The following is a 7,066-nucleotide window of genomic DNA, read 5'->3' as shown; positions in this document are numbered from 1 at the left end:
AAGACGAGCCCTCAGGGCGGTGGGGGTGGTTTAAAAGAATATCAAGTTTGGTACCAACTTAGATATAAATGAAACCCCCGATCAAGGATCAGGGGATAACTCTAAAATTTAATATTTCCCAGGAGAGTGTAAACTGAAGTATCGTTCAGGACACTTCATTCTTGATTTTATCATTGCAGCTTTCTTAATCACTTTGTAATTTAGCATTCCTTCATTGCTCCTTGACCACTATGCTGTTCCCCGATGTTTCCTTGTACTTCTATCTTGACGGTAAACTTAGGCATACCATCTTCTTTCCACTCAAGTTTCCTTTCTGATTCTATCCTTTATATTTCAACACCAATTCCAATAGCAGTTGAAATAGCCATTTCAGTCAAATCTCGATTATTCCAACAACCTGCAGAGCATAATAAAACTACAGACATTTTTTTCAACATGGTACTTTTCTACTTGAAGGAAGTATTTCTCCTGTTGTACGAGGTAGTGTCTTGCCTCTCTGACAAAGCCCTGGACCTTGAAAACATAGCTCATATAAGTACAACAAAGAATGAATCCTTGAGATCTACTGTTTGCAAAGGAGAAAATGTTACCAAGTATGAAACACCAAATGACCTTTTTATACAAAGGTAGGTTATCAAAGTTTTTAACAAGTTTATTGTTAACTGAAAATATAAAAAAGGTTGACAATTTATTTTTATATAGATATTATAGGTAATATGATCCCAAATCAAAAATCCGGAGGATGAATCTAAATATGAATTCTCTATTATTCAGAATTGAAAACAAACTAAAAAGAGGCTGTATAATCACTTATGAGGAAGCAGTAAATTTAATGGAGTCTGAGGTTTCCGACGACGAGTTATTTTCTCTGGCAGATAGGATTTGCAAGGAACACAAGGGATATAAGGTTGATTTATGCTCCATTATAAATGCTAAATCAGGAAGCTGCTCGGAGAATTGCAAATACTGTGCACAGTCAGCACATTATAATACCCATATCCAAAGCTATCCTTTGATAGGTATTGAAGATGTCCTTGAAATGGCAAAGGAAAACGAAAAAGAAGGTGTTAATTGTTTTTCAATCGTAACAAGCGGAGGCAGCTTGGAAGAAATTGATTTTCAAAAGATACTCGAAATATTGAGGGTATTAAAGAAAGAGACAGGGCTTAAGCTGTGTGCTTCATTAGGAAGCATAACATATAAGCAGGCAATCCTGCTCAAACAGGCTGGGCTTTTAATGTATCACCACAACATCGAGACATGCAGGGAATATTATTGTAAAATATGTGACACCCATACATATAACGACAGGATAGTCACGGTAAAAAATGCTATGGAGGCCGGCTTGGAGGTCTGCTGCGGCGGTATTGTCGGTATGGGTGAAAGCTTGGAGCAGCGAATAAAAATGGCATTTGAAATAAGGGAGCTGGGAATAAAGTCAATACCGTTAAACATACTAAATCCGGTTAAGGGGACTCCGTTAGAAAACATCGAAGGACTTCAGCCTGTAGAGATACTTAGGACCATATCCTTTTTTAGACTTATAATGCCCTATGCCGACATCAGATATGCAGGAGGTCGCATATCATTGGGCAAACAGCAGGCTCAAGGCTTTAAGGCTGGTATTAATGCCATGATGGTTGGAAATTACCTAACAACTACAGGAAACAAAATTACCGATGATTTGGAAATGATCAGGAGCATAGGGCTTGAGTCATGAAAAAATTTAAGGGATTATTTGTTATAGGGACAGGTACTGATGTGGGTAAGACAGTGGTCTGTGCGGGATTGATGTACTTACTGCGGTCTAAAGGATATAATGCATGCTACTTTAAACCTGTTTCAAGCGGAGGGGCAAATGCTCCAAGTGGATTTGCTTCTTATGATGTATCTTTTGTAAAAGAGGCATCAGTATTTGATGAAGCAGATGATAGAATAAACCCCTATAGATATAAAAGTCCTGTTTCTCCTCATCTGGCATCTAAGAAAGAAGACCGCCCCATAGAAAAGCAAATTATTCTAAATAGATATAAGGAGCTGATCAAAGATTATGATTATATTATAGTTGAGGGGTGCGGCGGATTGGCTGTGCCTTTATCAGATGAAGGATATATGCAGTACCAACTGATAAAAGAGCTTGGAACTGGGTGTATCCTGGTTGCAAAGACTTCTCTCGGGACAATAAACCATACACTTCTCACACTGGCCTTTGCGAAGAACACAGGAATACCGGTAGAGGGAATAGTTTTCAGCGGCTTTCAAGGAAGTCTCATGGAACAAAATAATATTGACACCATAAGTAAGCTGACAGACGTGCCGGTTATTGGAGTTGTTCCTAGGATTAAAGGAATTGATGTTGAAAACAAGTGTTTGGGAGAGCTAAGGCCTGTTTTTGAGAAAACAATACATATAGAAAAGATGGTAGCAAATGTATGACTTTAAAGAAGACTTAGATGAGATTAAAAACAAGGGATTATACAGAGAAATGCGTTACCTTGAAGCTGCCCAAGGCTCAAAAACAGTTATTGACGGCAGACAAATAGTGATGATGGCATCAAACAGCTATCTTGGCTTATGTGATGACATCAGGCTTAAAAAAGCTGCCTGCCAAGCTATTGACGACTTTGGAGTGGGTGCAGGGGGCTCACGGCTGACAACAGGGAGCTACGCTTTGCACAGGAGACTTGAGGAGGAGCTTGCAAGGTTTAAAGGTACTGAAAGCTGCATAGTCTTCAACTCGGGGTATGCAGCAAACATTGGGACCATATCGGGTATTGCCGATAAGGATTGGACAATATTTTGTGACCGTTTAAACCATGCCAGTATTATTGACGGTATAAGATTAAGCGGTGCCAGGCTTATTGTCTACAAGCACTGTGATATGAACGACCTTGAAAGTAAGATACATAAATATCATAAGGGTAAGGGGCTTATAGTTACCGACGGTGTATTCAGCATGGACGGAGATATGGCACCGGTTATGGATATTGTAAAATTAGCCCGGAGATATAATCTAATGACAATGGTAGATGATGCCCATGCAACAGGTGTGCTGGGCCAAAGTGGAAAAGGTACGCTGGAATACTTCTGCCTTAAGGATGAGGTTGACATTAACATGGGTACTTTAAGCAAGGCAATGGCAAGTGAAGGAGGCTTTGTTGCAGGAAAGAGGATACTGATTGATTTTATACGGCATAAGGCAAAAAGCTTTATTTACTCAACCGCCTTAGCACCTCATAACATTGCCGCGGCCTTAGAGGCACTTAATATCATAGAAAATGAGCCGCTAATAAGAAAAACTCTTAAGGAAAAATCTGATTGGTTAAGAAGTAAATTGATTGATAGCGGATTTGACATTCCATTAGGTAATACACCTATAATACCTCTTATAGTAGGGGATTCTATGAAAGCTGTGAGATTTAGCAAGCTTCTTTATGATGAGGGGATATTTATTCCGGCAATCAGACCTCCAACTGTTCCTGAAGGCACCGGCAGGCTTAGAATTTCTGTTATGGCTTTACATACCTACGATGAACTGGAGCTTGCTTTAAAAAACATTGTTTTAATTGGGAAAAAGCTTATGCTGGTGCCCCAATAATACAGTGCCTATGAAATGGAGGATTGGGCTTGAGTAAAAAAAAGATTGCTTTACTGCCCGGGTGGGGTATGGACTCATCTGTATGGAATCCCATATTGCCTTTACTTAATGAATACTTTGAAATTATATTCTGTGATTGGAACGGTATTACTAATATGGAGGAATACAGATTAAGGGTATATGAATTAATTGAAAAGGAGCCGGGAGAGATTTGGATTATGGGCTGGTCTCTAGGAAGCCTCCTTGCTGTTGATGCAGCTTATAAATATCAGGATAGGGTGGAAAGCCTTATACTTCTAAGCGGGACCAGCCGATTTACTAGGGATAAAAGGACAGGTTATCTTTGTGGATGGCCTGAGAGTGTGCTGGAAAAAATGAAGGCAGCCATGAAGAATGATGTGAAAAAGACGATGACATCCTTTTGTAGATCCATGTTTTGCAGTGAAGAAATGGAAATGGACAGCTATGAGAGCTTTATAAATTCAATAGACATATATAAGCCAACTTGTCTGCCTGAGCTTGAAACAGGGCTGAATTTTTTAAAAGAGACAGATGTTAGGAGCCTATTGGAACACATAAGTATACCGTTCCTTGTTATTCACGGTGAGAAAGACACCATATGCCCGGTTGATGCATCACGATACATTAAAGACAGGGTAAAGGGAAAAACGGTTTTAAATATAGTAAAGGGTGCAGGCCATATTCCATTTTATACGCATACAGCGGAATTTAAGCGATTAATAAATATGTTTATTGTAAAAGGAGCAACTTAATGATAGATAAAAATATACTCCAAATTCATTTCAGCCGTAACGCTGAAAGCTATGATTCGTATGCAAAGGTTCAGAAGAAAATGGCAAGGGAGCTTTTAAGTATGATAAAGTCTGATGTTAAAGAAAGCATCGGCAAACTGGATATTTTGGATATTGGATGCGGAACCGGACATCTTACCGGAGAGCTATTGGCATTATATCCGGATTCCCGTATAACAGCAGTAGATATTGCACCGGGAATGATTGAATATGCAAGAAGGAAGTTTATAAAAAGCGGTGTGGAATTCATCTGCATGGATATTGAGGAAGCGGTTATTGATAAACAGTATGATTTGATTATCTCAAATGCAACATTTCAATGGTTTAACAATTTTGAAGAAACTTTGCTAAAGCTTGGTAGATTGTTAAAAAATGATGGAGTACTCGCGTTTTCAACATTTGGCCACATGACCTTTAACGAACTGCAGCAATCATATGAAATTGCCTGCAAAAAGCTCAAGATAGATGTTGCGAATCCTCCAAGCCAGAAGTTCTATAGGCCCGATGAAGTATTTAATGTTTGCAAAAAGAGTCTAGAAGCAGAAGAGGCATGTTCATTTGAAATTGCAAAAAAGGATTTTCTTGAATATGAATACTTTAACTGTGTGAAAGAGTTTTTGGATTCAGTTAAAAAAATTGGGGCTAACAACAGCAATAAAAGCCATAAGCCAAATATTGCACTGACAAAAGAAATGATAGCAACCTATGATGATATTCATAAGGTTAATGGACTCGTAAAAGCGACTTATCATTGTATTTTTGTAGAAGTGAGAAAAATTCCTATGGATGTAAAATGTGGAAAGCAGGTGACCTTTATTGCATGATTTGCAGCAAAAGGACCTTAGGTTTATATGGCACCCATGTTCCCAGATGAAGGATTATGAAGGATTCCCTCCTATAATTGTTGAAAGGGGAGATGGAGCATATATAACAGATATTTACGGCAAGCGTTATCTAGACGCCGTATCATCCTGGTGGGTAAACCTTTTCGGACACTGCAACAAAAGGATAAATAATGCAGTAAAAAAGCAGCTTGACAGCCTTGAACATGTAATATTTGCGAATTTTTCTCACAAACCTGCCATAGATTTGGGAGAAAAAATTGTTGAAATCACACCCCATGGATTAAATAAGGTGTTCTTTGCTGATAACGGTTCATCAGCGGTTGAAATCGCTTTAAAGCTCAGTTTCCAATATCACCTGCAAACGGGAAGCAATAGTAAGAAAAAGTTTGTGGCCATATCCGATGCTTATCATGGTGAAACCCTTGGTGCTTTATCAGTAGGGGATATCGATTTATATAGTAAAATCTATAAGCCGTTGATGTTAGATACATATAAAGTACCAGGTCCTGACTGCTACCGCTGCAGGTATGGAGAAGAGCGTGAATCATGTAGTGCCCTATGTTTTGAACAAATGGAATATGTAATAGTGGAAAATCATAACGAGATATGTGCAGTAATAATTGAACCCATGGTTCAGGCAGCTGCGGGGATGAAGATATATAGCCACAGATACCTTGCAAGATTAAGAAAAATATGTTCCGACTATAATATCCATCTTATTGCAGATGAGATAGCTGTTGGCTTCGGAAGAACCGGAAAAATGTTTGCATGTGAGCATGCAGGTATATCCCCTGATATCATGTGCCTTTCAAAGGGCTTGACAGCAGGATATATGCCTCTTTCGCTGGTGTTGACTACAGATAGGATTTATGATGCTTTTTACAGCGATTATCTAGAAAAAAAGGCTTTTATGCACAGCCACAGCTATACGGGAAATCCTCTGGCTTGTGCTGCAGCAGTGGAATCATTAAAAATATTTAAAGATGATGATGTATTAAATGAGAATACTAAAAAAGCCGATCTTATAAGAAAACTGACAGAGTCTTATTCTAATAACCATCCATATGTAGGGGAATTTAGGCATATTGGAATGATTGCTGCAATAGAGCTTGTTGAAGATAAATCAGCCAAAAAGGCTTTTTCGTGGGAAAAGCGTGTGGGCTACAATATTTATAAGGTAGCATTAAATGAAGGGCTGCTTTTAAGACCCTTGGGCAATGTTTTATATTTTATGCCTCCCTATGTTGTAGATGAGAAAGATATTGAGCATTTAATAAACACAACATTTGCTTCAATAAATAAATTCTTTGGAATCAAATGATGTTTAAGTATTGAAACAAGAGGATTTTGAAAAAGTCAGCTTGTGAGATTAACTGCGGCAAATTAACAGTAGCAGAAGTGCTTAAACGAGCTAAAACAGTCAATATTACCCGGTCTATTGAGCTTTGTTACAAGCAATTGATATCTCTGCTATATCCACCCCCGGTAGAAAATAAAAACTCAACTCCTGAACCGGACATGGATAAAGTTTTCTGTGAAATGAAGAAAAAACGTTAATCCGATATACGCAGGTACTTTTGGGTGAATATTGTATTTTTTATGCGTATATAATATGTTTTTAATACTACACTGGTATCAGAAAAGTCTACTTTACCTGCTGTCCTGAACGGTACTTCAGTTTACACTCTCCTGGGAAATATTAAATTTTAGAGTTATCCCCTGATCCTTGATCGGGGGTTTCATTTATATCTAAGTTGGTACCAAACTTGATATTCTTTTAAACCACCCCCACCGCCCTGAGGGCTCGTCTT

General features: G+C 38.4%; 8 protein-coding genes. All 8 read left to right on the top strand.

Annotated features, from left to right (window positions below; translation table 11 throughout):
- The first annotated feature begins 243 nt into the window (after nucleotides 1-243).
- Entirely contained in the window at nucleotides 244-630 is a 387-nt protein-coding gene (locus VIO64_RS22640) for a hypothetical protein (RefSeq protein ID WP_331922021.1), read from the top strand.
- 124 nt (nucleotides 631-754) lie between these two features.
- On the top strand, nucleotides 755-1,720 hold the full coding sequence (gene bioB, locus VIO64_RS22635) for a biotin synthase BioB (RefSeq protein WP_331922020.1): 966 nt from the start codon (nucleotides 755-757) through the stop codon (nucleotides 1,718-1,720).
- Nucleotides 1,717-2,436 carry a dethiobiotin synthase gene (bioD, locus tag VIO64_RS22630; RefSeq protein WP_331922019.1) on the top strand — a complete coding sequence of 240 codons (720 nt, stop codon included), beginning with the start codon at nucleotides 1,717-1,719 and terminating at the stop codon, nucleotides 2,434-2,436. Before bioB ends, bioD begins: the two co-directional genes overlap by 4 nt.
- Nucleotides 2,429-3,598, top strand: coding sequence for an 8-amino-7-oxononanoate synthase (bioF, locus tag VIO64_RS22625; protein ID WP_331922018.1), 1,170 nt, complete (start codon nucleotides 2,429-2,431; stop codon nucleotides 3,596-3,598). The genes bioD and bioF overlap by 8 nt, the downstream gene beginning before the upstream one ends.
- A 29-nt stretch (nucleotides 3,599-3,627) precedes the next feature.
- Nucleotides 3,628-4,371, top strand: a complete 744-nt coding sequence (locus VIO64_RS22620) for an alpha/beta hydrolase (protein WP_331922017.1) — start codon at nucleotides 3,628-3,630, stop codon at nucleotides 4,369-4,371.
- Nucleotides 4,371-5,234 (top strand): malonyl-ACP O-methyltransferase BioC, encoded by an 864-nt coding sequence (bioC, locus tag VIO64_RS22615; RefSeq protein WP_331922016.1) that lies wholly within the window; start codon nucleotides 4,371-4,373, stop codon nucleotides 5,232-5,234. Before VIO64_RS22620 ends, bioC begins: the two co-directional genes overlap by 1 nt.
- Nucleotides 5,227-6,576: an adenosylmethionine--8-amino-7-oxononanoate transaminase gene (gene bioA / locus VIO64_RS22610; protein ID WP_331922015.1), complete on the top strand. Its 1,350-nt coding sequence runs from the start codon at nucleotides 5,227-5,229 to the stop codon at nucleotides 6,574-6,576. The genes bioC and bioA overlap by 8 nt, the downstream gene beginning before the upstream one ends.
- Before the next feature lie 26 nt (nucleotides 6,577-6,602).
- Complete coding sequence (locus VIO64_RS22605) at nucleotides 6,603-6,812, top strand: hypothetical protein (protein WP_331922014.1); 210 nt, start codon at nucleotides 6,603-6,605, stop codon at nucleotides 6,810-6,812.
- Nucleotides 6,813-7,066 lie beyond the last annotated feature (254 nt).

It is taken from the genome of Pseudobacteroides sp., from assembly GCF_036567765.1.
Classification (GTDB): domain Bacteria; phylum Bacillota; class Clostridia; order Acetivibrionales; family DSM-2933; genus Pseudobacteroides.
Note: the sequence above shows the minus strand (reverse complement) of the source record. Positions and strands in the feature narration are given on the sequence as shown.

What these genes read in the sequence shown, in the direction of transcription:
- VIO64_RS22640 (WP_331922021.1), top strand. Translation starts at nt 244, where the DNA reads ATGTTTCCTTGTACTTCTATCTTGACGGTAAACTTAGGCATACCATCT.
- bioB (WP_331922020.1), top strand. Translation starts at nt 755, where the DNA reads ATGAATTCTCTATTATTCAGAATTGAAAACAAACTAAAAAGAGGCTGT.
- bioD (WP_331922019.1), top strand. Translation starts at nt 1,717, where the DNA reads ATGAAAAAATTTAAGGGATTATTTGTTATAGGGACAGGTACTGATGTG.
- bioF (WP_331922018.1), top strand. Translation starts at nt 2,429, where the DNA reads ATGTATGACTTTAAAGAAGACTTAGATGAGATTAAAAACAAGGGATTA.
- bioC (WP_331922016.1), top strand. Translation starts at nt 4,371, where the DNA reads ATGATAGATAAAAATATACTCCAAATTCATTTCAGCCGTAACGCTGAA.